The sequence below is a fragment of the Lacrimispora brassicae genome, assembly GCF_054772055.1.
Genome location: NZ_BRYH01000009.1, coordinates 162193 through 187894 on the forward strand (window position 1 = coordinate 162193; position 25702 = coordinate 187894).

At 45.3% G+C, this 25702-nt stretch carries 20 protein-coding genes; 19 read left to right on the top strand and 1 reads right to left on the bottom strand.

Features of this window, described 5'->3' with window-relative positions; all coding sequences use genetic code 11:
- The first annotated feature begins 6 nt into the window (after nucleotides 1-6).
- The 12 genes from ACYVD3_RS06490 to radA all read left to right on the top strand — a co-directional run bounded on the left by ACYVD3_RS06490 (nucleotide 7) and on the right by radA (nucleotide 15596).
- The gene (locus ACYVD3_RS06490) at nucleotides 7-792 is read left to right on the top strand and encodes an OadG family transporter subunit (protein ID WP_460641697.1); all 786 of its coding nucleotides are present in this window, start codon (nucleotides 7-9) and stop codon (nucleotides 790-792) included.
- A 21-nt stretch (nucleotides 793-813) separates the two neighbouring features.
- The gene (locus ACYVD3_RS06495) at nucleotides 814-1218 is read left to right on the top strand and encodes a biotin/lipoyl-containing protein (protein ID WP_460641698.1); all 405 of its coding nucleotides are present in this window, start codon (nucleotides 814-816) and stop codon (nucleotides 1216-1218) included.
- 56 nt (nucleotides 1219-1274) lie between these two features.
- A complete protein-coding gene (locus tag ACYVD3_RS06500; RefSeq protein WP_460641699.1) occupies nucleotides 1275-2423 on the top strand; it encodes a sodium ion-translocating decarboxylase subunit beta in 1149 nt (382 codons plus the stop codon).
- Between the two features lie 142 nt (nucleotides 2424-2565).
- Complete coding sequence (locus tag ACYVD3_RS06505) at nucleotides 2566-3978, top strand: oxaloacetate decarboxylase subunit alpha (RefSeq protein ID WP_460641700.1); 1413 nt, start codon at nucleotides 2566-2568, stop codon at nucleotides 3976-3978.
- 221 nt (nucleotides 3979-4199) lie between these two features.
- Nucleotides 4200-6536, top strand: coding sequence for a dockerin type I domain-containing protein (locus ACYVD3_RS06510; protein WP_460641701.1), 2337 nt, complete (start codon nucleotides 4200-4202; stop codon nucleotides 6534-6536).
- A gap of 120 nt (nucleotides 6537-6656) precedes the next feature.
- Nucleotides 6657-8549, top strand: coding sequence for a cadherin-like beta sandwich domain-containing protein (locus ACYVD3_RS06515; protein ID WP_460641702.1), 1893 nt, complete (start codon nucleotides 6657-6659; stop codon nucleotides 8547-8549).
- Nucleotides 8550-8919: 370 nt separating this feature from the next.
- The gene (locus ACYVD3_RS06520) at nucleotides 8920-9306 is read left to right on the top strand and encodes a GntR family transcriptional regulator (RefSeq protein WP_460641703.1); all 387 of its coding nucleotides are present in this window, start codon (nucleotides 8920-8922) and stop codon (nucleotides 9304-9306) included.
- A gap of 22 nt (nucleotides 9307-9328) precedes the next feature.
- Nucleotides 9329-9934, top strand: a complete 606-nt coding sequence (locus ACYVD3_RS06525; RefSeq protein ID WP_460641704.1) for a UvrB/UvrC motif-containing protein — start codon at nucleotides 9329-9331, stop codon at nucleotides 9932-9934.
- Nucleotides 9927-10958 carry an ATP--guanido phosphotransferase gene (locus tag ACYVD3_RS06530; RefSeq protein WP_460641705.1) on the top strand — a complete coding sequence of 344 codons (1032 nt, stop codon included), beginning with the start codon at nucleotides 9927-9929 and terminating at the stop codon, nucleotides 10956-10958. The genes ACYVD3_RS06525 and ACYVD3_RS06530 overlap by 8 nt, the downstream gene beginning before the upstream one ends.
- Before the next feature lie 115 nt (nucleotides 10959-11073).
- On the top strand, nucleotides 11074-13524 hold the full coding sequence (locus ACYVD3_RS06535; RefSeq protein WP_460641706.1) for an ATP-dependent Clp protease ATP-binding subunit: 2451 nt from the start codon (nucleotides 11074-11076) through the stop codon (nucleotides 13522-13524).
- A gap of 99 nt (nucleotides 13525-13623) precedes the next feature.
- Complete coding sequence (locus ACYVD3_RS06540) at nucleotides 13624-14037, top strand: endosialidase (RefSeq protein WP_460641707.1); 414 nt, start codon at nucleotides 13624-13626, stop codon at nucleotides 14035-14037.
- A gap of 164 nt (nucleotides 14038-14201) precedes the next feature.
- A complete protein-coding gene (radA, locus tag ACYVD3_RS06545) occupies nucleotides 14202-15596 on the top strand; it encodes a DNA repair protein RadA (protein WP_460641708.1) in 1395 nt (464 codons plus the stop codon).
- 86 nt (nucleotides 15597-15682) lie between these two features.
- Here radA and ACYVD3_RS06550 read toward each other — a convergent pair whose 3' ends face one another.
- Entirely contained in the window at nucleotides 15683-16396 is a 714-nt protein-coding gene (locus ACYVD3_RS06550) for a galactosamine-6-phosphate isomerase (RefSeq protein ID WP_460641709.1), read from the bottom strand.
- A 249-nt stretch (nucleotides 16397-16645) separates the two neighbouring features.
- Here ACYVD3_RS06550 and ACYVD3_RS06555 point away from each other — a divergent pair, with 249 nt between their 5' ends.
- From ACYVD3_RS06555 to bglX, 7 genes are read left to right on the top strand one after another with little or no spacing between them, the layout of a single operon-like run.
- The gene (locus tag ACYVD3_RS06555) at nucleotides 16646-17746 is read left to right on the top strand and encodes an ROK family protein (RefSeq protein ID WP_460641710.1); all 1101 of its coding nucleotides are present in this window, start codon (nucleotides 16646-16648) and stop codon (nucleotides 17744-17746) included.
- Nucleotides 17747-17776: 30 nt separating this feature from the next.
- On the top strand, nucleotides 17777-18862 hold the full coding sequence (locus tag ACYVD3_RS06560) for a carbohydrate kinase family protein (RefSeq protein WP_460641711.1): 1086 nt from the start codon (nucleotides 17777-17779) through the stop codon (nucleotides 18860-18862).
- Between the two features lies 1 nt (nucleotide 18863).
- A complete protein-coding gene (locus ACYVD3_RS06565) occupies nucleotides 18864-20240 on the top strand; it encodes a family 4 glycosyl hydrolase (protein WP_460641712.1) in 1377 nt (458 codons plus the stop codon).
- 28 nt (nucleotides 20241-20268) lie between these two features.
- Complete coding sequence (locus ACYVD3_RS06570; RefSeq protein WP_460641713.1) at nucleotides 20269-21546, top strand: ABC transporter substrate-binding protein; 1278 nt, start codon at nucleotides 20269-20271, stop codon at nucleotides 21544-21546.
- 32 nt (nucleotides 21547-21578) lie between these two features.
- Nucleotides 21579-22481, top strand: coding sequence for a carbohydrate ABC transporter permease (locus ACYVD3_RS06575; RefSeq protein ID WP_460641714.1), 903 nt, complete (start codon nucleotides 21579-21581; stop codon nucleotides 22479-22481).
- The gene (locus ACYVD3_RS06580) at nucleotides 22482-23306 is read left to right on the top strand and encodes a carbohydrate ABC transporter permease (protein ID WP_460641715.1); all 825 of its coding nucleotides are present in this window, start codon (nucleotides 22482-22484) and stop codon (nucleotides 23304-23306) included.
- A 21-nt stretch (nucleotides 23307-23327) separates the two neighbouring features.
- Complete coding sequence (gene bglX / locus ACYVD3_RS06585) at nucleotides 23328-25472, top strand: beta-glucosidase BglX (RefSeq protein WP_460641716.1); 2145 nt, start codon at nucleotides 23328-23330, stop codon at nucleotides 25470-25472.
- Nucleotides 25473-25702 lie beyond the last annotated feature (230 nt).

Sequence of the window (25702 nt, forward strand, 5' to 3'; positions counted from 1 at the left end):
AGGTATATGAAACTGAATATGAAACGAGTAGCATTGGGACTAATTATGGCAGTCTGCCTCTTTTCATTATCTGCATGCAGCAAAGCCGATACCCCATTAAAGGAAATTGATGCCGGAATCCAGACGCAGATGGAACAGATTCCCGGTTCTTTCCTGGAACTGTATGCCGGCCTTGAGGACAGCCAGGTGGCTGAATTTAAGAAGAACATGCTGTCCCAGGATCAGTATGCTGCCTTGGCAGAGGGAGTCGATTCATGGGAGAATATAAAGGGTGAGCTTGGGGCGCTGGTATCCATCGGCGATACGGTGAAGGTAGAGGCCATTGATCATGGATACAGTGCCACAGTTGATGCAGCATTTGAAAAGAGAAACCTGGAATTTTCCGTTACAACGGATTCAAAGCTCACGAAGATCACCGGTGTGGCATTTGTTCCGGAATATACGCTAGGCGAACGGATGGAAAAGGCCGTGTTCAATACCCTGATGGGAATGGGGACCGTGTTCCTTGTACTGATTTTTATCAGCCTGCTCATCGGCTGCTTCCGGTATATCGGGAAATTTGAAGAGAAGATGAAGGGCAAGGCTCAGGAGCCTGCTGTCCAGTCAATTCCTGGGTCTTTGGCCCCTGTTGCAGAAGAGAAAGTTGCAGAAGAGGCAGAAGAACTTGTGGATAACTTAGAGCTGGTAGCAGTGATCACCGCGGCCATTGCAGCATCTACAAATAGTTCGCCAAATGGCCTTGTAGTCCGTTCCATCAAACGTGCGCCGGCCAGTAAATGGAAAAAAGCTTAATCAATCAGGAGGAAGATCATCATGAAGAATTATACAATTACCGTTAACGGAAATGTTTATGAAGTAACCGTAGAAGAAGGCCCCTCCACAGGCGTACCGGCAGCGGCTAAAAAAGCAGCGCCTCCAGTACCTGCGGCAGCACCAGCTCCAGCAGCAGCCCCCCCAACTCCTGCAGCGGCTCCCGTAAAGGCAGCCAGCACAGGCGCAGAAGGCTCTGTAAAGGTGGTGGCTCCTATGCCGGGCAAGATCCTTGGCGTTAAGGCCAGCGCAGGCCAGGCTGTTAAGCGGGGAGATGTGCTGGTTGTGCTTGAGGCCATGAAAATGGAGAACGAAATCGTGGCACCTTCCGATGGAACAGTTGCCAGTATTAATGTAGCGGTGGGCGATTCAGTAGAAGCAGGAGCAACCTTGTCTACATTAAACTAGTACGGAAGGATCCGCTGAAATACTAATTCGGGCGGATTCCATATGGAGGGATTAACATGGGTTATATTAGTAATACATTTAACAATCTTCTTCAGCAGACCGCGTTTTTTAACCTGACCGCAGGAAATATGGTCATGATCCTTGTAGCCTTTATATTTTTATACCTGGCTATCAGGAAAGGCTTTGAGCCCCTGCTTTTGGTGCCGATTTCCTTTGGTATGCTGTTGGTCAATATCTATCCGGATATTATGAAGGAGCCAGGACCGGATGGTTCTGGAGGCGGACTGCTGATGTACTTCTTTAAACTGGATGAATGGGGCATCCTGCCTCCCCTGATCTTCATGGGCGTAGGAGCCATGACGGATTTTGGCCCTTTGATTGCCAATCCCAAAAGTTTCCTTTTGGGAGCGGCAGCCCAGTTCGGGATCTATAGCGCTTATTTTCTTGCCATTTTCATGGGCTTTAGCGATAAAGCGGCGGCTGCCATCTCCATCATCGGAGGGGCCGATGGGCCGACTTCCATATTCCTTGCAGGAAAGCTGGGAATGACTGCCCTGATGGGCCCCATTGCAGTTGCGGCTTATTCCTATATGGCGCTGGTGCCAATTATCCAGCCGCCGATCATGAAGCTCCTGACAACGGAAAAAGAAAGAAAGATCAAGATGGAGCAGCTTCGCCCCGTATCAAGGCTTGAGAGGATATTATTTCCTATCATTGTAACAACGGTGGTATGCCTGATTCTGCCTACAACGGCCCCCCTGGTGGGCATGCTGATGTTAGGAAACTTATTTAGGGAATCCGGCGTAGTGAAGCAGTTGACGGAGACTGCCGGAAACGCCATGATGTATATTGTGGTAATTCTCCTGGGAACTTCCGTAGGCGCCACTACAAGTGCGGAAGCATTCCTGAATATGAACACCATTAAGATCGTGATTCTGGGCCTGGTAGCATTTTCCATAGGAACAGCGGCAGGCGTGCTCTTTGGCAAGCTGATGTGCAAGGTTACCGGAGGCAAGGTGAATCCACTCATTGGATCTGCAGGCGTATCTGCTGTCCCCATGTCGGCCCGGGTATCCCAGAAGGTGGGCGCTGAGGCAGATCCAACCAATTTCCTGCTGATGCATGCCATGGGACCGAATGTGGCAGGCGTTATCGGTACTGCGGTTGCAGCCGGCACATTTATGGCAATATTTGGAGTTAGATAATTTGGCGTCACACCCATAGGTCTTTCGGGAATATGTTCTATTGCCAAATGATCAATGGCATGGCTGAACTATAACGATACATGGAAAGGCTTTAAGCCTTTCCGTCAATCAGATGAATGAACAATAACCAGGAGGTAAGACAATGGCAGAAATAGAAAAAAAGCCGGTTAAGATTGTGGAGACAGTTCTCCGTGACGCTCATCAGTCTTTGCTTGCTACAAGAATGACTACCGAACAGATGCTTCCCATTGTGGAGAAGATGGATCAGGTTGGTTATCATGCGGTGGAATGCTGGGGCGGCGCAACCTTTGACTCATGCCTTCGCTTTCTGAAGGAAGATCCCTGGATAAGGCTTAGAAAGCTGAGAGATGGTTTTAAGAATACTAAGCTGCAGATGCTGTTCCGGGGACAGAATATACTGGGCTATAACCATTATGCAGATGATGTGGTAGAGTATTTTGTCCAGAAATCTCTGGCAAACGGCATTGATATCATCCGCATCTTTGACTGCTTTAACGATCTTCGCAACTTACAGACCGCAGTGACTGCCTGCAACAGGGAAAAGGGTCACGCACAGGTGGCTTTATGCTACACCCTTGGAGAGGCATATACCCTGGATTACTGGAAGGACATTGCCAAAAGGATCGAGGATATGGGAGCGGATTCCATCGGCATCAAGGATATGGCGGGGCTTTTGACGCCTTATAAGGCCGACGAACTGGTGCGCGCCTTAAAAGAATCCACAAAACTTCCCATTGACATGCATACTCACTATACTTCCGGTGTTGCGTCCATGACCTATTTAAAGGGAGTGGAAGCCGGCTGTGATATTATTGATACTGCAATGTCACCCCTTGCACTGGGAACCAGCCAGCCTGCAACGGAGGTTATGGTGGAAACTTTCCGGGGAACGCCTTATGACACGGGCTTTGACCAGAACCTTCTGGCAGAGATCTGCGCATACTTCCAGCCTGTCCGGGAAGAAGCTTTAAAGAGCGGACGCTTAAATCCCAAGGTATTGGGCGTGGACATCAAGACCCTTCAGTACCAGGTACCCGGCGGAATGCTCTCCAATCTGGTCAGCCAGCTAAAGGAAGCAGGCCAGGAAGACAGATATATGGAGGTCCTTCAGGAGATCCCCAAAGTAAGAAAAGAGTTCGGAGAACCGCCGCTTGTTACCCCATCCTCCCAGATCGTTGGTACTCAGGCAGTGATGAATGTCATAAGCGGAGAACGCTATAAAATCGTGACAAAAGAGACTAAGAAGATATTTTTAGGCGAATTCGGACAGACGGTAAAGCCCTTTGACCCTGATGTGCAGAAAAAGATCATCGGCGATGAGACTCCAATCACCTGCCGTCCGGCGGATTTAATTGCTCCCCAGCTAGAGCGGTTTGAAAAGGAATGCGCCCAGTGGAAACAGCAGGATGAGGATGTATTATCCTACGCCCTGTTCCCAAGCGTTGCAAAAGAGTTCTTTGAGTACCGCGCTGCCCAGCAGACCGGCGTGGACCCTTCCATGGCAGATAAGGAAAACAAGGCTTATCCTGTATAGTTTTCATTGAAAGACCTCCCAAGTTTGGGAGGTCTTTTTTCAATTCTTTTCCTGAATGTCCCTTTCCTAACTTTAAAGATTTTCTTACAAATATTTCCATTTGTCTGAACTTTAGCTGATTTGGTTGACACATGGTATCATTTGTCATTATAATAAATAAATGTATAATTTACATGTAATTGGAAATTTAAAAATACAAGAGGACATATTGGGAGAGACACATGAAAAAGTATAAAAAAGCTCGTAAGATGGCCATTATTCTGGCCAGTGTCCTGGTGATGGACTCTTATACGGGAGTTATTTCGCCATACATAAATACATACGCCTATACGGAAAAGGCGGCAACTGTAAATGCGACCACACTGAATGTGAGAAGCGGCCCTGGCACGACCTATTCTGTTGTTACGAAGCTGACGAATGGGGCATCGGTAACTGTGATTGATGAAAAAAATGCTTCGGATGGAGCGCTTTGGTATCAGATCCGTGTGTCAGGTTCCGGCGGACAGGCGGTTACGGGATATGTTTCCAAAAGCTTTCTCCGGTTTCCTGTGTCCTATACCAATGATGCAGATTTTGAGTCGCGGCTCACGGCAGAAGGGTTTCCGGAAAGCTATAAGGTGAGGCTGCGGGCGCTCCATGCCCAGTATCCTAAGTGGGTATTCCGTGCCCAGCATACGAATCTGGACTGGAACACAGCCGTTAAGGAAGAAAGCCAGGCTGGAAAGACCCTGGTCCACACCAACAGCCTGTCATCCTGGAAGTCCACCGTAGACGGCGCTTACAACTGGGATACCAGCACCTGGATCGGATATGACGGAAGCACCTGGGTCACTGCTTCTTCAGATATTGTGAAATATTATATGGATCCCAGAAATTTCCTTGATGAAACCAATGTGTTCCAGTTCATGACCCATACATATGACGGCGGCAAGCATACGGCAGAAGGGTTAAAGACCATGGTAAAGGGGACCTTTCTATCCGGCGAATCTTCCGGCGGAAGCAGCACTGCACCGGGAAATACGGACAGCTCATCCGGCGGCGGCAGTGTCACAGGACCAGGGGCCGCCGTTGGGCCGGGGGCGTCTGTCAGCCCATCCACCGGGGCGGAGACGGAATCCGGTTCAGGAAAGGTCAGCCTGGAAGGACCACAGGCTTCCATAACGCCGAAAAATCTTCCCATCCTTATGGAATATGGGCCTGGAGCCAGCCTTACGGGACCATCCGCATCCAATGGATCAGGAACTGTTTCAGGCAGCAGCGCCTATGTGAACATGATCATGAATGCGGCTGCACAGTCCGGGGTGAACCCTTATGTTCTTGCGGCTATGATCATCCAGGAGCAGGGATCTTCCGGAACAGGCAAAAGTATTTCAGGAACAGAGTCTGGTTACGAAGGATACTATAATTTTTTTAATATAGAAGCATATCAGTCCGGGACCATGACTGCGGTGCAAAGAGGCTTATGGTGGGCGTCTCAATCCGGCAATTATGAAAGACCGTGGAATTCTCCTGAAAAATCAATTTTAGGCGGAGCTTTCTATTATGGTAATAACTATGTAAAAGTTGGGCAGGATACATTTTATCTGAAGAAGTTTAATGTACAGGGGTCTAATTTATATAAACACCAGTATATGACCAATGTGCAGGGAGCTGCATCAGAAGGTGCTGTTTATTCAAAAGCCTATAACAGTGATATGAAGCAGACAGAGCTTGAATTTAAGATCCCTGTTTATAACAACATGCCTGAAAACCCAAGCAGTCAGCCTACGGGCGACGGAAACCCCAACAATAAGCTGTCAGGCTTAAGCGTGGAAGGATTTGCAATGACTCCCACATTCAGCCGTGATACCTTAGAATACAACCTGATTGTGGATCCCGGAGTATCAAACATTAACGTGTATGGGACACCCCTCAGTTCCCTGGCTTCCGTCAACGGAACCGGGACGATTACGCTTTCAAGTGGCAATAATGATATAAAGGTGGCGGTTACCGCCCAAAACGGCAGCGTAAGGGAATACGTCCTCCGTGTAGTGCGCCAGAGCAACGGCCCGACTTATTCCTCAGGCGTGGGCGCGACTCCCGGCGGCAATGCCTCTTCCGGACAAGGCAGCAGCAGTTCAGGCGGCAATGCCACTTCAGGACCAGGCAGCAGCAGCGGACCAGGAGTATCCAAGCCTTCCGGCACGGACAATGCAGGGACACCGGGAGGAAGCAATGTGACCATAGCTCCCAATGGCTCCGCCAACATTTCCGTGCAGACTTCTACAGGAGTCATATCCCAGGGGCCTGGCAGCGACATCAAGGTGACGGAAGCTGCATCAGGCAGCCCACAGCAGACACAGGCTTCTTCTGCCGCCGGCCAGTCATCGGCCTATGCAAAAGGTGATATCAATGGAGACGGAAAGATAAACAGCCTGGATACCCTGAAGCTTCAGCGCTACTTACTGGGCCTGGAAACCATTCCGGAGAAGGGTATGGTGGCAGCCGACTTTAATGGAGACGGCAAAGTGAATTCACAGGACCTTCTGCTTTTGCAGAAAAAAATCCTCGGACTTTAATTTGCGCAGGCAATGAGCCCAACGAATATGCTTGCATATTCATTTGATGAATCCCGCGGCAACTAAGAAAAACCCGCAAATTGTGTTTTTCTTGGTTGCCCAACAAAAATAGGAGACAATATGAATAGGAAACTGAAAAAACTGACGGCCGGTTTAATGCTGGCCTGTGTGATCGCTATAGCAGGTCCGGCCGGGCGGCTGGTATCCTGGGCAGCAGATGCCAAGATCGCGTTTTCCGACCCATCGGTTATGGTGGGGAACGAAGTGACGGTAAGCATGAAAGTGACCAGTGAAAGCGCCCTGGGTACAGCGGAAATCATGCTGGCTTATGATCCCAATGTTTTGGAGTTTGTCAGCGGAACCAATGCAAATGGCGGTGCAGGGGCGATTAAGGTTTTGGGGACCATGGATTCAGCCGATCAAAAAGCCTTTAGCTTTACCCTGAAATTTAAGGCCCTGCAGGCAGGAAATACCCAGATCAGCGTGACCTCCCAGGAAATCTATGATGTGGACTCCCAGGCTCTTTCTTTAGGCAAGCAGGGAAGCTCGTCGGTAAAGGTCACATCACCTGCCACATATTCAAAGGATGCAACCCTGAAATCATTAAAAATTTCCCCAGGGACCTTAACTCCCGGTTTTTCCCCAACGGTTGACAGCTATTCGGCGGAGGTCGATGCAAATACAACGGATCTGGTGGTAAATGCGGTGGCAGCCAATGCGGGAGCCCATGTAAGCCTTCAGGGTGATAAGGGCTTAAAGGCCGGAGAAAACCAGGTGGTTGTGAAGGTAACCGCTGAGGATGGGCAGACAGTTAAGAATTATACCATTCAGGTGAAAAAAGCAGAGGGAGGAGAAACAACTCCTGCCACAGGAGGCAGTGTGGAAACCTCTGAAGCTGAATTCGGAACCGCAATGGTGACTATTAACGGAACCGAATACAGCATTGCTTCCTCCTTTGATGAAGCAGCCCTTCCGGAGGGCTTTGAGGCTGGGACTTATTCCTATAGGGGAACAGAAGTCATGTCCGGAAAAGGACTGGAAAAAGACCTCCTTCTGCTTTATTTAAAGGATTCAGGAGGAAACGGCGGATTCTATATTTATAACGAAGGTTCGGATTCCTGGTCCCAGTTTGTACAGGTGGAGACCATTGCAAAGGCCATTGTCATCATCCCTCTTGACGGAGATGCGGCGGTGCCGGAAGGCTTCCGTGAACGCCAGGCCGATATTGATGGCGCACGCGTTACCGGCTGGGTGGAAAACTCAGAGGCTGAGCCACAGTATTGTCTTTTCTATGCCATGAACTGGAACGGAGAAAAGCATTTCTACCGCTATGATCTTACGGAAAAGACCATTCAAAGATATTATGCTTCCGGAGTTTCCAATGATGAATATGTGAAAATGGCCAACACGTACAATGAACTGACCAAGGATTACCGCATGCAGTTCTATCTTCTCATTGCAGTGAGCGTCATGGCCCTTGGCCTGCTGGTGGTTGTGATCGTCCTTGTAAGAAAAGGAAGCAGATCCGGTCCTGACCGGCCTGGCAAGGACAGTTTGAGAAAAGGAAAGGAACAGAAAACGGCTGATGACAGGCTGTGGGCTGAGCCGGAGGAAGAAATCCCTGCAAGCAGGATCAAAAGATATACCAGGGAAGAGTTTGACAAAGAGAATTTAAAGGCCGAAGATTCCAGAGGCGAAAGCTCCAGAGGTGAAAGCTCCGGATCAGAAAGTTCCAGATCCAAAATAAGGCCGGAATACCAGGAAGAATTCATGGACGAGCCTGATGATAGGGAGGCTGGGGAACAGGAAGCCCTGGAAGAGGATGATTTTATCCTGGAGGCCAGTCTGGAAGACCTGGAACGGGATCTGGCGTTTTCCGGAGAAAGGCATCCTGTAAAGCCCAAAGGAAAGGGAGGCACAAGACCGGAAAGTAAGGAACCGAAACGCTTTAAGGAAGTGGAAGAGCCTGCAGAGGACGAGGACGACTTTGAGTTTCTGGATCTGGATGATTAAGGAATTGTAAATAACTGGATTATTAATAATCCAATGATAATAATTATATTACAGACAATTGAAATGACAGTAACGAAAGCACCTGAATGAAGGTGCTTTCGTTATAAGCTTTTGTTATAAGAGGTTGATGATTCCTTTCCATATGTAATCTTCCGGTCCTTTTTACGATGCATAGGGGATTCCGGGATTGCTGCCCCAGTACATAAAAAATTAAATATATAATTTCTGCAGTTTGACCATATAATGACCACCAGGACAGAGCGCAGTTGGCCTTTAAAAGGGGAATGATACCAATCCATATTTTATGTTGAAAAGGGCGGCAGTTTGTGCTAATATGTGTATAACAGATATAACGAAAGATGGTGAAAATATGTTCTTGCAAATAGATTTTAACAGTGATGAAGCGATCTACATCCAGCTTCGGAACCAGATAATCGTAGGAATCGCCACTGAAAGTATAAGAGAAGGAGACCCCCTGCCTTCCGTGCGCCAGATGGCCGACAACATAGGTATTAATATGCATACGGTAAATAAAGCGTACTCTGTGCTGAAACAGGAAGGGTTTGTTAAGTTGGACCGTCGCAAGGGGGCCGTTGTGTCCCTGGACGTGGATAAAATCCAGGTCCTTGACGAAATGCGTAGAGATTTAGGCGTTGTGCTTGCCAGAGGAGTCTGTAAAAATGTGTCATGTGAAGAGGTCCACCAATTGGTTGACGAAATATTCCAGTCATTTTTAAAGAGTCAGAGGGAAGAGTGATTTACTGGATTGGAGGTTCATTATGTTATGTGAAAAATGTAAGATTCGCGAAGCAAATATACAATATACAGAAGTTGTGAATGGCATAAAGAAGGAGCACCATTTTTGCGCCCAGTGTGCAAAGGAGATGGATTTTGGTGTGTATGCAGCTATTTTTGACGGGGAATTTCCCTTAGGAAAGCTGCTTTCCGGTCTTTTGGGAATTGAGGACAGGTCTCAGGGGCCGGATAAGCTCCATCAGATCACCTGTCCGACCTGCGGGACCAGCTATGATGAGTTTGTAAGAGACAGCAGGTTTGGCTGCGCCGACTGCTACAGCGTTTTCGGCCCTCTCATGGAGGACAGTTTAAAGCAGCTTCATGGAAACCTGATCCACACAGGAAAAACGCCGGTTTACCAGAAATTGGACTACATGCCGTCAGGTCTGGGAACCGGAGAAAACTCCGGCCTGGAGAACGATCCCGGTGCAGGTATACCATTTTCTCCCAATAGCATGGGCAATCATGAGGAAATCTTTCAGTGGGATGCCAGGTTAAAAGAGGCTCTGCGCTTTGAAGACTATGAAATGGCAGCCGTATGCCGCGACAAGATAAGAGAGCTGAAGAAAGGAAATGAGACAAATGCTTAGATGGTTTGAACAGAAAGATACTGGTCGGCCTGGAGTTATAAGCAGCCGGATCCGCCTGGTCAGGAACTGGCAGGATTACCGGTTTCCTTCAGCCTTAGATGAAAAGGAAAGTGGGGAATTAGTCCGCAGGCTGGAGTTTGGCCTCAAGGATTTAGGCAAGGAAGAAGGCAGGCATTATGAATTTGCCATGCTTGGGGAGATGGAAGAGCTGGACCGGACGGCCCTTAGAGAGCGGCGGGTCTTGAATTCGGCAACCGTTTCCAATAAAAAACCTGGGGGCATCCTTATCTCCGAGAATGAAGACACTGGCATCGTGTTTAACTGCGATGACCACATAAGGATCCAGCTTCTCCAGAGGGGGCTTCATTTAGAAGAGCTTTGGGAAAGGGCCAACAGGATCGATGATTACATCAACGAACGGTTTGCATATGCGTTTGATGACCGTTATGGATATCTTACCTCTTTTCCCACCAACGTGGGGACCGGCTTAAGGGCCTCGGTGGTGGTCCACCTTCCCATGCTGTCCCAGGGAAAGAAGTTCCAGGGCCTTATCAGTGATATGGGCCGCTTCGGGGCATCTGTCCGGGGTGTTTATGGGGAAAGGGATGAGAACTTTGGTTCCCTTTATGAGATATCAAACCAGAAAACTCTGGGACAGACGGAGCGGGAGATCATAGATACGGTTTCTAAGGCAGCGATTCAGCTTACCAACCAGGAGCTTCAGGTGAGGAAGCTTTCTCTCCAGAGACACCGGGAGGAGAGAGAGGATGAAGTTTACAAATCCTACGGGGTATTAAAATATTCCAGAAGGCTGACTTCCAGGGATGCCATGATTTTCTTATCCCAGATCATGGCGGGACTGGCAGACGGCCTGATTCATACAGAGGAGAACTTTTCCGTCTACCGTCTGATGCTTGGAATCCAGCCTGCGAATCTGCAGAAGATTTCAGACCGTCCCTTAAGCAAGGAGGAGCTGGATGGAGCCAGGGCGGAATTCATCGGCCGGGAATTGCCGGAGCTATAAGAAAGACGCCTTTGTGAGTTCTTTATAGCTCTCGCGGCAGTCGCCGGGTGAACATATAGGCATGTTCATCCGGCTGGTTGCCCGCGTAAATTAAAATGACAGGAGGATTGCATTTATGATAGACAGATTTACGACAAAGGCCAGAACGGCTGTTAATCTGGCCGTGCAGGCGGCGGAACGTCTTGGCCACGGCTATGTGGGAACAGAACACCTGTTAATCGGGCTTTTAGAAGAGGGCAGCGGAGTAGCAGCCAGGGTTCTGGAAGAGAACGGGGTAAAGGAGGATAAAGTTTTAAACCTGATCAGCCAGTTGATCGCCCCGGACCAGGCGGTTCACCTTAAAGAGGATGGAGGATACACTCCCGGCGCCAGAAGGGTTTTGGAGAACAGCTACCGGGAAGCCGTGCGGTTTAAGGCAAACTTAATCGGTACGGAGCACTTGCTTATTTCCATAATCCGCGACAACGATTGTGTTGCCTCCAGGCTTTTAAATACCATAGGAATCAGCATCCAGAAGCTTTATATCGACGTGCTGTCAGCCATGGGCGAAGATGCTCCCGCAAATAAAGAGGAGCTTATGAAATCGCCAAAAGCAAAGGGAAGCACTCCTACTCTTGACAGCTACAGCAGGGATTTAACGGAGCTTGCTGTACAGGGAAAACTTGACCCGGTCATTGGAAGGGAATCGGAGATCAAGCGCCTGATCCAGATCCTCAGCCGGAGGACCAAGAATAATCCATGTTTAATCGGAGAGCCTGGAGTGGGCAAGACCGCAGTTGTGGAAGGTTTAGCACAGATGATAACAGGAGGCGATGTGCCTGAAACCATTGCCGGAAAAAGGCTCCTGACTTTGGATTTATCCGGCATGGTGGCCGGTTCCAAATACAGAGGAGAATTTGAAGAGAGAATTAAGAAGGTGATCGCCGAGGTGATCGACGATGGGGAAGTCCTGTTGTTCATTGACGAGATCCATACGATTATCGGCGCAGGAGGAGCGGAAGGTGCCATTGATGCCTCCAACATTTTAAAACCTTCCCTGGCAAGAGGGGAACTGCAGCTCATCGGTGCAACAACTATTCAAGAGTACCGGAAATATATTGAGAAGGATTCTGCCCTGGAACGGCGTTTCCAGCCGGTTACGGTAGAGGAGCCTTCTGAAGAGGCTGCCATCGGCATATTAAGGGGTCTTAAGGGACGGTATGAGGACCACCATAGGGTGACCATTACGGATGATGCCTTAAAGGCCGCGGTAAAGCTGGCTTCACGGTATATCAATGACCGTTTTCTTCCGGATAAGGCCATTGACGTCATTGACGAGGCTTCTTCCAAGGTGCGTCTGACCACATTTGTGGAGCCGCCGGAGATCAAGGAGCTGGAAGCTGAGATTGAATTGCTGGAGGATCAGAAGGAAGCTGCTATTAAGGCTGAAGCCTATGAAAAGGCAGGGGCTATTAAGAAGAAACAGGAAAAGAAACGGGAAAAGGCGGAAAAGATCCGGGAGCGGTGGCAGAAGGAAAAAACTTTAAAGACACTCATTGTAGATGAGGGAGAAGTGGCTGATGTGGTATCAACCTGGACCAAAATCCCCGTAAGAAAGCTGGAAGAAGGAGAGAGCGAACGCCTCCGCAATCTTGAGGGAATCCTTCATGAAAGGGTGATCGGCCAGGAAGAAGCGGTCACCGCTGTGTCAAAGGCCATACGGCGGGGAAGGGTAGGCCTTAAGGACCCCAAACGCCCCATTGGTTCCTTCCTGTTCTTAGGTCCTACCGGTGTTGGCAAGACCGAGCTGTCCAAGACTCTTTCCGAGGCCATGTTTGGAACGGAAAATGCGTTGATCCGGGTAGACATGTCGGAATATATGGAAAAGCACAGCGTTTCCAAGATAATCGGATCGCCTCCAGGATACGTAGGGTATGACGAAGGCGGACAGCTTAGTGAGAAGGTCCGCAGGAATCCATATTCCGTGATTTTATTTGATGAGATCGAGAAGGCCCATCCCGATGTGTTCAATATCCTGCTTCAGGTGTTGGATGACGGCCATATTACAGATGCTCAGGGCCGGAAAATAGATTTTAAGAATACCATCATCATTATGACCTCCAATGCCGGAGCGGAGAGCATCATATCTCCCAAACGTCTGGGCTTTGGCGCGGTTGCAGATGAAAAGGCTGATTATAAGATCATGAAGGAACGGGTAATGGAGGAAGTTAAGCGTCTGTTCAAGCCTGAATTTATTAACAGGATCGATGAGATCATCGTATTCCATCCGTTAAATAAGATCCACATGAAGGATATTGTGACGATCATGATGAAGGATATCATGAAACGGACATCAGAACAGATGAGCATTACCCTGGATATCGGAGAAGATGCCAAGGAATACCTGATCAATAAGGGCTATGATCAGAAGTACGGCGCAAGGCCCCTAAGGCGTACCATTCAGAATTGCCTTGAGGATAAACTGGCGGAAGAGATCTTAAATGGAACAATAAAAACAGGGGATGAAGTCGTTGTAACCGCAGGTGCGGAGGAACTAAAATTTTCTATCAGGGAGCTGGTAAAATAGCTAGCCATTTCATATCAATTCGTGTATAATAGCTACAAGCGAAATCATCTGTTCATCGCTAAAAGGGATAAGTAAACAAAATACTAGGAGGGCAAACCAATGCCGGTAATTGAAGAATTAATCCGCACAGAGCAAGATGGGACCATCAGTTTTGGTAATCACAAATTAAAGACAAAGTCAAAATTGCAGGATTTTGAGCACGACGGTGATTTATATAAAGTAAAGACCTTTTATGAAATAACCAAGCTGGAACGCAACGGTATGTTCGTATATGAATCTGTGCCGGGAACTACCGCCATGAAATTCGCCGTATCTGATGATGGAGTGAAGTTCCAGGTAGAAGGCGACAAGGATGCCCAACTGACCATTCAGTTGGCAGAGGATACTGAATATGAGGTATATGTGGATGAGACTGCTGTTGGAGGCATGAGAACCAACATGAGCGGAAAGCTGTCCATCAGCGTGGAACTGAATGAAGGAACACCTGTAGCAGTGAAGATCAAGCGAAGATAACAGGATGAGAAGCTGGGTTCGGCTCTTTTATGAAGAGCCGGGCCCAGATTTTTTTGCGCGGGTAATGAGCCGGACGAATATGCGTGCATATTCAGTTGGCCAATGCCGCGGCACCTAAGAAAAACTCAGAAAGCGTGTTTTTCTTAGATCAGGAGGGAATTACTATGGCAAAAGGGAAAACAACCGCATTTTTCTGCAAGGAATGCGGATATGAATCGGCAAAGTGGCTGGGGCAGTGCCCGGGCTGTAAGGAATGGAATACATTTGTGGAAGAGCCTTCCGGAAAAAAAGAGTCAGGGGCCAAGCGGGGGATCGGTGGAAATGGGGAGAGATCTGCCGGGAATCTCATGAATGTCAAGCCGTCCCGGTTGTCTGAAATCCATTTGGATGAGCAGGACCGGATGAAAACCGGATATGAGGAGTTGGACCGTGTTCTGGGCGGGGGTGTTGTCAAAGGCTCTCTTGTACTGGTAGGCGGTGATCCCGGAATCGGGAAATCCACCCTGCTTTTGCAGGTATGCCGGAATTTAGCCGCCGACCGCAGGAAGGTGCTTTACATATCGGGGGAGGAATCCTTAAAGCAGATCAAGCTGCGGGCAAACCGGATCGGAGAAGTGAAGGGTGATTTATTATTCCTTTGTGAAACCAGTTTGGAACTGATTGAAAGCGCCATTGGGGAAGAAAAGCCCGATGTGGTGATCATCGATTCCATTCAGACCATGTTCCGGGAAGAAATCTCTTCTGCCCCTGGAAGTGTCAGCCAGGTGAGGGAATCCACCAATCTCCTGATGCAGATCGCCAAGGGGGCTGGAATCGCCATATTCATTGTGGGACATGTAACAAAAGAAGGCGTGGTGGCCGGTCCCAGAGTCTTAGAGCATATGGTTGATACGGTTTTGTATTTTGAGGGAGACAGAAGCGCTTCCTACAGGATCATACGGGGAGTGAAAAACCGCTTTGGTTCCACCAATGAGATCGGTGTTTTTGAAATGGTTGAGAGCGGGCTTTCTGAAGTGAAGAATCCGTCGGAGTATATGCTCAGCGGAAGGCCGGAGGATGCCTCTGGTGCGGTGGTGGCCTGTTCCATGGAAGGCACCAGGCCCATGCTTTTGGAGGTACAGGCCCTGGTCACTCCAACGGCCTTTGGTATGCCCAGGCGTACTGCCGCCGGTACGGATTATAACCGGGTGAATTTGCTGATGGCTGTTTTGGAAAAACGGTGCCATTATGATCTGTCTCATTTTGATGCTTATGTGAATATTACGGGCGGTTTGCGGATGAATGAGCCTGCTTTGGACCTGGCTATTATTATGGCCATTGTATCCAGCATGAAGGATAAGGCCGTTGACCCGAAAACCATTATTTTTGGGGAAGTGGGATTGGCAGGAGAGGTTCGGGCCGTGTCCATGGCGCAGCAAAGAGTGAATGAGGCGAAAAAGCTGGGATTTAATACCTGCGTGATGCCGGAGATTTCCCTGGGAAAGATGGGGAAGGTGGAAGGAATGCGGTTGATCGAGGTTGGGAATGTGAGAGAGGCGATTGGGAAGGTTATGGGGTGAAGCCATTTTTAGGGGCTTCACCCTTTTTTGTATTTCCGGGTGATAATTTTTGCGGAAATTTACACTTTCCCCCTATGGGAGTTCAATTAAATGACGGATGCTGAATCCACAATACAAAGTGTATGATTGTGGAGCCATAGATAATTAGCAGGATATTTGGAACTTATGGTCTTTTTCTTAAAATTTTCATAGGCTTCCTTTTTATCTGCTCCGGTAATGAGTAATAAGATTGCTTTAGAATCGAGAAGATCTTTGATTCCCAGGGTATACCCTGAAAAAACTTTTTGACTTTTGGATAGCAGCATGGAATGGCTTTGGGTTTTGATATCCAGCTTTGTCTTATGGGTAAAGGGATTGATTTCGTCTCCCGGCTCATTTAGTCCTAAGTGTCCGTTTTTTCCGATTCCCAACACACAGCAGTCAATTCCACCATTGTCAGTAAGTAAGCTGGAGATTCTTTGGCATTCCTGCTGGGCATTTTCTTCAAGCGGATTAAATGCAATATAACGTTCATCGGGTATATTAAGTGGGTTTAAAAGGTGCTTGCGGATATAATATTCGCAGGTTGATGGATCGTCTTTTGAAAGTCCACACCATTCGTCAAGTTTGATAATCCGCATTTTGCTGGTATCGATGTGCTCAGATGTTATTCTTTGGACAAAAAGTCGGTATGCTTCTGTGGGAGAAGAACCTGTCGCAATACAAAATAGAGCATCCGGTTTTTCTTTTAGGCAGCGGACGAGAAAGTCACAGGCCTGCAGGCTCATTTCTATGTCATTCTTTACTTTTATTATTTCCATTTCCAAATCCTCCTATATATAATTATATAACAAACTTAATTATATATAATCGGTGAAAAAAAGCAAGCAAATTCATATAAATGTAAAAAAAATATAATTAATATACAATATAAAGGCGATAAAATGCTTATATATATAATAAAACACAACAAATATAAAGGGGAATATAAAATATGTTGACGAAAAAAAGAAAAGGATATATAATTAGTTAACATTATTAAAAAATAGAAAAAAGGAAAGGTGGCACAGATGGCAAAATATGAACCATCTCATTTAAAAGAGATGAATACTAAAATGGTCTTTCAGGAATTTAGAAAGAAGGATGCTTTGTTTGTGAATGAAATTGCTAAAAGTACTAGGATAAGCGTTCCGACGGTTTTGAAAATTGTAGATTTTTTAACCGAGAACAATCTGATCGAAGAGCAAATGTATGTTGGTACAAAGGTTGGAAGGAAGCCTAGTTTATTTAGATTAAATAATAAAAAGTATTTTTCTGTTGGAATTATTTATGAAGGTGATTACCTGGTTCTGGGAGTGGTAGATTTATCTGGAAATATCCTTCATTTTGTTCAGGTCCGGTGTGGACAGCATTTTGAATTATCTCTTTTTCAGAATATTGACAGACTGTTGGAGATGAGTGGAAGAAAAGTAGATGATTTAGTAGGAATCGGAATTGGGATTCCCTGCATTTACAATGAAGAAACAAGAGAGATTACGGCTCCGCTGATTAATATTCATGAACCTAAGTATTTTGGTGACACCATAGACCGTATATCGGAAAAATATGACGCAAAGGTCATTATAGACAATGACTTAAATATACAGGCTTTTGGTGAATATACATCCTACAGGCAGGAGATGAAGAAAGATTTGATTTTTATCTCTTTGGGAACAGGACTTGGTGCCGGAGTTATTATTGATGGAAAAGCAAGGAAAGGAAATTATAATATATGCGGCGAAATTGGATACATGATGTTTGAATATTCCGAAGACAAAACCAGCTCCGGGTGGCTGGAGGAGAAGATAAATTTGAAAGCACTAAAAGAAAAATTTGGTGTTTCAGAGGAATTCTGCGAATCCGAAAGCAGAACAAAAGCAATTGAATATGTATCAAGGTATCTTGCACTGATCGTGAATAACTTGATTTTTTGCTACGATGTTTCCAATATTGTACTGGATGGGTATGTGATTGATATGTTTGGGCAGGAAATTATTGAAGAAACTCAGAAGAAACTTAACAAGATCTGTTTTAAGCCTGTTGAGATCAAGAGAAAAAATATTGTTTCTCCAGGGATAACAGGCGGTGCATTGTTAGCAAGCAATGCATGGTTGGATGAGATTTTTAAATAAAGTTTAAGAGACGAAAGGAGGCCCCTTATTTTGCTTGATAAAATCAGGAAACTGGACACAAATTATAATATCTTACTGGGGTTTGACGGATTTATTGATAAAATATTAAAGCCAACTAAGATGAAATATGGAAGTACAGTTGTACCGTTTCAGACTATGAAAGAGTTTTCCGGTTATCTTCTGGAAAAGAGTGGTAAAAGCTGCAGCGTAGATATGGAAACAATCCAGGAGAAAATCGGAGGTAATATGCCCATAGTAGCAAATGCGCTGGCAAATCTGGGGTGCCGGACGGTTTGTGTTGGGGCCATGGGATTTCCGGAAATCACTCCGGAATTTCGGGACTTAAATCCTAACTGCATTCTACATTCGGTTTCTGAACCGGGCTTCTGCAGCTCTTTGGAATTTGAGGATGGGAAACTGATGCTGGCGACAAATACATATCTTGACAGACTTGATTATGATGTATTGATTTCACGAATACCGGAGGAGACCTTAATCCAGTGTTTTGATCAATGCGATGCAGCAGCATTCTTAAACTGGGGAGAACTCATTCACAGCAATGATATATGGGGGAAAATTTTACACAATATTATTCCTAAGTGTACATTTTCCAAGAAAAAAAATATGCTTGTGGATTTTTCGGATTTTTCGAAGCGCCAAAGAGAAGAAGTGCTGCAGATGCTGGAGCTTCTAGCAGGCTATTCCCAATATTTTGATATTATAATAAGTTTGAATGAAAACGAATTCACTTTATTTTTTGAAAAACTGAATTTAGACAACCACCAGGGGATATTCGATGAGAACATCATAGCATTATCGAAATGGTTTGCCTGTAAATATTTTGTGGTTCATCTTTTGGAGTCTTCTAAATATGTAGAGGATGGCCGGGTGCAGACAATAAAAAAGGAAGTAATTAAGGAACCTAAAATCATAACGGGAGGAGGGGACAATTTTAATGCTGGTTTATTGCTTGGGCTGCTGATGGGGGTCAATGTAGATGATTCCATTCGGATGGGTTCCGGACTGTCCTGTCTGTATGTCGGGGATGGGAAAGAGATCAGTTTTGAAAAACTTGCAGATTATATGTTTGGTTATGCTCAGAAAGAGGAGGTTTAAAATGAATATTAAAAAATTAAAAATCGCTATTATTGGAGCAGGCAGTGTTTCTTTCTGCCCAACAACAGTTTCAGACATTTTACGGAATCCATCTATTAAGACTGCAGATCTGGAAATTGCATTAATGGATATCAATCAGGAGGCGCTTGATATAAGCAGCGGATTCTGTCAGAGATTAAAAGAAAAATGTAAGAACGATACAAAAATAATAGCAACCCTGGATCTTAGGGAAGCGCTTACCGATGCGGATTTTGTTGTTACTGCAATTGAAAAGGAACGTTATTTTTACTGGTCACAGGATTTTCATATGCCAAGAAAATATGGATTCAGACAGGTTTATGGTGAAAACGGCGGACCGGGAGGAATGTTCCATACATTGCGGAATTTAGGACCAATGCTTGATATCGCAAGACTGATGGAAGAAGTATGTCCTGACGCCTACTTATTAAACTATACAAATCCGGAAGCAAAGCTTGTTGGTATGATTTCCAAAGCCACAAAGATAAAAGTGATAGGACTGTGTCATGGAGAACAGATGGGCGTAGACCAGGTGGCTAAAATTCTTGGAGTCGGGAAAGACGAGATTGAAACCCAGGTCAGTGGGTTAAATCATTTCGGAGTGATTACCAGGATTGTTGACAAGAAAACTGGAAGAGATTTATACCCGGAGCTGAAAGAAAAAGAGCGGAGCATGGAAAAACTGGAGAAATGGGATGAGCTGGCCCTTTCCCGGGTAATTCTTCGGGTATATGGTGTATGGGTGTATCCGGGAGCAAATCATATTGGCGAATATATGGCGTGGAGCGATCAGTTTCTTGCTTCTGCCCAGATGCAGTACTTTTATGATCCCATGACAGAAATGCCGTGGAAGGATAAAAATGACAAACCCCTGGATTTTATCTATTCCATCGCTGGACGGAACTGGGAAAATGATATCTCTAAGACAGAGAAGACCGATGTATTTAAAGAAGCATTTAATGTAGATAATAAATTCACCACGAATCATGAATACGGTGTACCTATCATAGAAGCAATTGCTTATAATAAGCATCTGAGGGTAGGGGCGGTTAACGTGGTAAATGAAGGATATGTGCCAAATCTTCCCAACGGAATGGTGGTTGAGGTTCCAGCAGTCGTTGACGGGACAGGGGTTCATCCGGTTCAGACGGACCGAATACCTACAGGTATAGCAGCCATGATATCAACCCAGGGAACCATAGCAGATTTGATTTATGAGGCTTATGCCGAAAAAGACCGTAAAAAATTACTTCAGGCGATCTTGCTGGATCCCACAGTTTCAACTTACCATAACGCAGTCAGCCTGATTAATGAAATGTGGGAACTGCAAAAGGACATATTGCCAGAGATGTATTGGTAATAAGCCAAAAGAAAGGGAGGGTTTATCAATGGATCGGAAAATCAAAAGATTAACTGCAATAACTATGATGGCGGTATTTGCCATTGGGATGATGGGGTGCGGACGTAAAGGAGACATTAAGGAAGGTGACGTCAGCAATAAAAAAACAGAATTTAAGTTTATTACGGCAATGTCAGATGTGGAACGCAGTGAGATTATAAAGTCCGTCGTAGATAAATTACAGGAAAAATACCCAAATGTAGTTTTTGTCAATGAATCAGGAGAGGATTATAACAACAAAGCAAAGCGTGCCTTTGCTTCGGGAAGCGGCTATTCTCTGGTACTTACTGATGATTTAGGATTGTCTGCACTTGGGGATGCCGGTTATCTTCTGGATTTAGGCCAATATATAAAAGAAAGAGGCTGGGATGAAAAACAGCAGGAGGGTGCAACGAATTTTTATAATCAGAGGACACCGGGCAAACAGTATAGTGTGGGAATGAATTACGCACCAATCGTTGTGTATTACAATAAAGAGATTTTTAAAGAATTAAATTTAAAAGTACCAAAAACTCTTGATGAATATGAAGCCATTTTAAAAACGGCAACTGATAACGGCTACATTGGTGCAGAAAACTGTAATGCCAATGTCAATGGTTGGTATATTCAAAGCCTTGTGCAAAACAAAGCCCCCTTTGAAGATGTGCTGAAGTGGTATTACCTGGAAGATTCAAAAGAAAGTATGAAAACTGCTTTTATAGAATCGTCGGCAATCGTGAAAAGATGGTCTGATGCAGGATATTTCCGTAAGGATTATGAAGGAATTGATTATGGTGATATACCGACTCTCTTCGGACAGGGCAATACAGCCATGTCGTTAGACGGAAACTGGTTCTTATATGATTATGAAAACACCGGCTTAGATGTTGGCGTGTTCCCATTCCCGGGAGTTACAGACAGTAAAGACAGCAACTATATCATCAATCCTGTAGATGCAGCATTTGCAATAGGTAAACATGTGGATGATACACAGCTTTTGGTAGCTCTGGATTTTATTGACCAGATGCTTACGCCGGAAGTAGCTGAAATGTGGCTGTCAAAGGGCTCTATCCCTTCTTTGAAGTATGAGAATAAAGATGCTGCGGCCTCTCCGCTGACACAGGAACTGCAGGCTGCCATTGGAGATACAAAGAGCGGATTTTATCTTGATAATGTACGTCCCGGCTTTCTTGAAATATTCCAGAAAGAAATGCAGCTTTATTTGATAGGCGACCAAAGTGCGGAAGAAATGTGGAAAAGGATAGATGAATTCTGGAAGCAGGGATAAGAATTTATAATGCGGGAAAGTTGGTTGATAAGATGCTGAAATCTAAAGTGGATAAAAAAAATAAAAAAGGGTTTGGAATGATGCCTTATTTGTTTGTTCTTCCCGGGATGCTGCTGTTTTTTCTGATTGCTGTAATTCCTGTTATTCAGACGCTCTGCTTAAGCTTCACGGACTGGAATGGAGTTGTGGCATTTGATAAGATTAATTTTATTGGGGTTGATAATTACAAAACGATTTTTTCGGCACAGGAGTTTTGGATAGCGGTTAAAAACAATTTGATGTGGGCCTTGGTTTCTGTTTCGATTCCCATTGTAATTGGTCTTTTACAGGCTGCTGTGATTGTAAACAGTGACGTAAAATTCAAAAATTTATTTCAACTTCTTCTGTTTTTGCCACAGATTTTATCCAGTATGATCATGTCTATTATGTGGCTGGCAATTTATGACCCTGCAAGTGGAGTAATAAATGCAGTTTTGGGTGCGGTGGGACTTGACAGTCTCATCCGCCCATGGCTAGGAAATAAGAATACGGCCATCGCAGCACTTTTGGTCATGAACATATGGACATCCTATGGATTCAATACCATCATATATTGTACTGCCATAAGGGCGGTGGATCCGTCTATGTATGAAGCAGCCACCATAGACGGAGCCAGTCCGGTACAGTCCTTTTTCGGCATCACCATACCTTCCATCAATAAGACTACTACAACCCTGCTGTTGCTTTCCCTCATTGGAGCATTTAAGGTTTTTGATGTGGTTTTTCAGATGACAAAGGGTGGACCGGGATATTATACCTATGTTATTTCTTACTATTTATATCAAACGGCGTTTGCTTCCAATAAAATCGGATTAGGCTGCGGGATCGCTGTGATCCTGACTGTTGTTGTATTTGTCATATCCAGAGTGTTTTTACTGCTCAGAAAGGAGGACTAGATGAGAAAAGCCAAAACTGCAGGTGCCTATATATTTCTGATCATATCCTGTTTTTTTACTGTGTTCCCAATGTTTTTTATGCTGAGTCTTTCTCTCAGGACAAAAACGGATCTTATAAAAAAGGGAGTGCTTTCCATCCCGGATAAGCTGCATTTTGAAAATTACTTAAAAGCATGGGATAACGGACGTTTTTCCACTTACTATTCTAACAGCATCATTATTTCTCTCATCTCAGTCATAGGGGTGCTTGTTTTTGCAATTCTTATAGCATATGCTATGACTTATTTTGAATTTTATGGAAAAAACCTGATAAATATTTTGATTTTGATTGGTCTCATAATCCCTTTTGAGATTGTAATTATTCCATTGTTTTATAACATGAAGATAATGGGGCTTTTAGGGACAAGAGCGCCGGTGTATCTGACCCATATAGCCCTTAATATTCCTTTTTCGGTTTTTTTGCTGAAAGGGTTCATCAAAGACATTCCCATATCGTTGGTAGAATCAGCAAGAATAGATGGAGCACCTGAATTTTTGATATTACGTAAAATTGTTATCCCTATCATTATGCCAGCAGTGGTTTCTGTAATTATGCTGATCTTCATGTGGACATGGAATGACTTTATGCTGTCCAATATTATGCTGGGAGAAGATAGGATACGTACCCTGCCCTTAGGCTTAAGCTTTTTTAAGGGGAAATTCAGCAGAGATATACCGCTTACATCTGCCGCATCTACGATTATTATGATGCCGGTTCTGCTAGTGTATCTGGTGCTGCAAAAATATATGATCAAGGGCCTTACAATGGGGGCTGTTAAAGAATAGGAAAAGAGAGGACTATAATGTATGAGAGATTTGCAAAGCCTGATAGCCCGAATGTCACTGAAAGAGAAGCTTGCTGAAATCACCCAACTGTATGGAAATGAAAACAGTGAAGATGACAGTGTGTTTATGGGAATTGATTATGGGTTTGAAGCTGAAAAAGAGATGGCTGACAATATCGGCTCTGTTCTGGGAGTATCAGGGGCAAAGCTGGTAAAGGAAGCACAAAAAAGACATATGGAAAAATCAGCAAATAAGATCCCCCTTATCTTCATGCATGATGTGATCCATGGTTATAAAACAATTTTTCCATCTCCTCTTGCAATGTCTTGTACATGGCAGCCGGATCTGGTAAAAAAATCCGCTGAAATTGCGGCAAAGGAAGCTTCTGTCTCAGGGATTCATGTAACCTTTTCTCCCATGTGTGATCTGGCAAGAGATGCCAGGTGGGGGAGGGTTGTGGAGACAAGCGGAGAGGATGTTTATCTCAATGAATTATTTGCAAAGGCTTATGTAGAAGGGTACCAGGGCGAGGATATATCATCAAGGTTTAAAATAGCCTCCTGCATAAAGCATTTTGCAGCATATGGCATTGGGGAAGGAGGACGTGACTATAATACAACGGAAGCCAGCGAATATGAGCTTCGGGAGCGCCACTTTCCGGCGTATCAAGCTGCTGTAAAAGCAGGGGCCAAAATGGTTATGACTTCTTTTAATGCGTTAAATGGAGTGCCTTCATCCGGAAATAAGTGGCTTTTTCAGGATGTGCTTCGGGGCGAATGGGGATTTCAGGGAGCAGTTATTTCAGATTGTACTGCTATTATCGAAATGATTCGTCATGGATTTGCTGCCGATGAGGCAGAAGCAGCTAAAAAAGCAATGGATGCAGGAATTGATATTGAAATGGTATCAAATACATATTATCACAGTGCTCAGCGGCTGATCGAAGATGGAAAGTTAACAGAGGAGCAGATTGATGATGCTGTATACCGGGTGCTTTCCCTTAAAGAGGAGCTTGGCCTTTTTGATAATCCCTATAAAGACGCAGATGAGGATCTGGAAAAACAGTATGTTCTTTGTAAAGACCATCGAAATGTTTCCAGAGAAATCGCCCGTGATTCCATAGTGCTTTTAGAAAATGACGGGACCCTTCCCTTAAAAAAGGAAGCAAATGAAAAAATCGCATTAATCGGACCGTTTGCTGATTCCCGCCAGATATTGGATTCCTGGTCGATATATGGAGAGGAGGAGCAGTGTGCAACTCTTTGGGAAGCGCTGGCAGAGAGGATTGAAGTAAGCTGTGCCAGTGGACTGGGTATTACGGAATATAACGAAAAGAAGGCGGAAGAAGCAGTAGAACTTGCAAAAAACAGTGACCTCATTGTATTGGCGGTGGGAGAAGATCCTCTTATGAGCGGAGAGTCAAACAGCAGGATGGATATTGGGCTGCCAGGATATCAGGAAGTATTTGCAGAACGGATATTTTCCTTAGGGAAACCTGTGGTTGTGATTCTTTACAATGGGAGACCACTGGGGATTCCCCGTATAGCCCAAAAGGCGAATGCGGTATTAGAGGCATGGTTTCCGGGAACTGAAGGAAACCGTGCAGTTGCCGATATTCTCCTGGGTGAGTGCCAGCCAAGCGGCCGCTTGACAATGTCATTCCCCTATGCTGCAGGACAGTGTCCCATATATTATAACCGGTATAGCTCCGGAAGACCTGCCGAAGATGTATATCATTCTGCCCGCTTCTCTTTAAGATATGTGGATGGACCCAGTGTGCCGCTCTATCCTTTTGGGTATGGGCTGACTTATACGGCATTTGAATACGGAAAGGTTCGGCTGTCCAAGGCTATTATGAGACAGGGGGATGAGATTGCTGCAAAATGTGTTATAAAAAACACCGGTAGATGTTCTGGAACTGAGACCGTCCAGTTATATATCAGGGATGTTGCAGGAAGTCTGGTTCGTCCCATCCGGATGCTGAAGGGGTTTCAACGGATTTTCCTAAATCCGGGTGAAGAGCAGGAGGTTGGCTTTGTCATTCATGAAGATATGTTAAAGTTTCATACACTGGAGAATGGATTCACGGCTGAAAAGGGAAAGTTTCGAGTTTATATTGCAAAGGATTCTTCTGTGGAGGAATTTGCTGAATTTGAACTTATTTAGTTGGGGTGCTTTGAAAGGTATGGGGGGTGAATGGATATATTACAATCAAACCTAAATATTATCACTGTACGTGGTATGATAACTCAACTTTCACAGCTTAATCTTTCAAACAAAGCCATATACATCGTAAAAAATAGGGGCTGTTGCAAAAGCAGATAAGTAATTTGCTGGAGTAACAGCTCCGTTTTTATGTCTAAAAACAGAAAAGCAGGTTCCGAAGAACCCGCCAT